Origin of the sequence: Acinetobacter sp. 809848, assembly GCF_000581275.1 — a bacterium.
GTDB lineage: Bacteria > Pseudomonadota > Gammaproteobacteria > Pseudomonadales > Moraxellaceae > Acinetobacter > Acinetobacter pittii.
The window spans coordinates 1-1,579 of record NZ_JEXG01000132.1 but is presented as its reverse complement, the minus strand read 5'-3'; the positions used below and the strand labels follow the sequence as shown (position 1 = coordinate 1,579).

The window sequence follows — 1,579 nt, the reverse complement described above, 5'->3', positions numbered from 1 at the left end:
TGGTATCGGTGGTGGAACTTCCCCAATCTCTCCAGTGATTGATGTTGTTCAAGGCGGTATTGATATTCTTCAGGGCGTAGAAAGCTTAAAAACTGAAATTATCAACACTGGCATTGATACAGTTGCAGATACAATTATCAGCATTCTTCCACAAGCAGAACATCCTGTTTCTGAACTTGCAGACCTCGGCACATTAACTTTCGAAACTTCTCGTGACACAGTAAACGGTGCACTTGAAGTTGTTTCTGATTTAGTTGGTGGTGATATTCAAGGTGCTACTGAATCTGCTACCGGTATTCTCGATATGCTGATTACAAATGGCACAACTGCTACTGGCTTAGTAACAGAAATCATTGGTGGATTGACAGGAACTATTGGTGGGGTTACTGGTGGAGATAGCTCACTAGGCTTAGTCACTGATTTACTTGGCGGTTTAACTGGTAGCGTAGATGGTGATAACCCTCTTGGCTTAGTGACCGACCTTCTAGGCGGCTTAACTGGTGGCGTTACTGGCGGTACAGACAACCCTATCGGCATCGTAACAGATATCGTGGGTAGCTTAACGGGCGGTGTGACTGGTGAAGGCGGATTAGATGTTATTTCTAATTTACTAGGCGGATTAACTGGTGGTAGCTTACTCGGTGGTGTAACGTCGACAGTATCAAGCGTAACTAATACAACGCATACTATCGTACCTACATCATTACTTACCGATAACTTCTTAGAAAACTCTTTCAATACTGTTTAATATAAGTCGTTAAAATAAAGCCACTTATTACAAGTGGCTTTATTTATTAATATATTTTTAAATATTAATTTACTTCTTCCCATCTATAATATTTCTTATGAGCCAGCTCTAACATTGCATAATCATTAGGTGTATCACCATAAGCATAAATTGTAGAATACTGAGTTAAATCATAATTGTTTTTTATTCTATTTACTTTTTCTAAATAACCGCAATCACCATTAATAAAATCACCTGTCAAAATACCATCACGTATTTCAAGTTGATTACATATAACCTCTAAATCTAAAGATTGGCACCAGCTTTCTAAATAAACACCTAATGATGCAGATACAACCACAACCTGATCACCTTGTTGTTTATGCCAAAGAATACGCTCCAAAGCATTTTGACGCACACAGGTAGGAAGGACATTTTTAGCAAACTCTTGTCCCATATATTTTAGGGAATCTGCATCATAGCCCACGTATCCCACCTGACAGAGTTTAGTTCGGATAGTTTTATCGGTTACCCATCCAAGCTTATAACCCGCTATATAAGGTGCAAGTCGAATACCACCTAGTATTTGAGTTTTTTTATTTAAAGAAAATTTAAGGAATAGACTGAATGTATCGTTATGAGTGATCGTGCCATCAAAGTCAAATAAAGCTAAGTTCATTTATGATTATCTCTAATATAATTAAAAAGTTATAAATTTAGATTTTTTAAAGTACTAAAAAACAGGCACAAAAAAACCGCTATAAAAGCGGTTAATTCTTCAAGTTGGTGCGCTCAGAGAGATTCGAACTCCCGACCCCTTAGTTCGTAGCCAAGTGCTCTATCCAGCTGAGC

Annotated in this window: 1 protein-coding gene and 1 pseudogene; one reads left to right on the top strand and one right to left on the bottom strand. The window is 37.9% G+C overall.

From position 1 onward, the window contains the following. A pseudogene (locus J536_RS24310) lies at window positions 1-748 on the top strand (hypothetical protein); the annotation flags it as partial. A 64-nt stretch (window positions 749-812) separates the two neighbouring features. Here the strand turns inward: J536_RS24310 and J536_RS24305 are convergent. Beyond that, window positions 813-1,406 carry an HAD-IB family hydrolase gene (locus J536_RS24305; RefSeq protein WP_005078312.1) on the bottom strand — a complete coding sequence of 198 codons (594 nt, stop codon included), beginning with the start codon at window positions 1,404-1,406 and terminating at the stop codon, window positions 813-815. Window positions 1,407-1,579 lie beyond the last annotated feature (173 nt).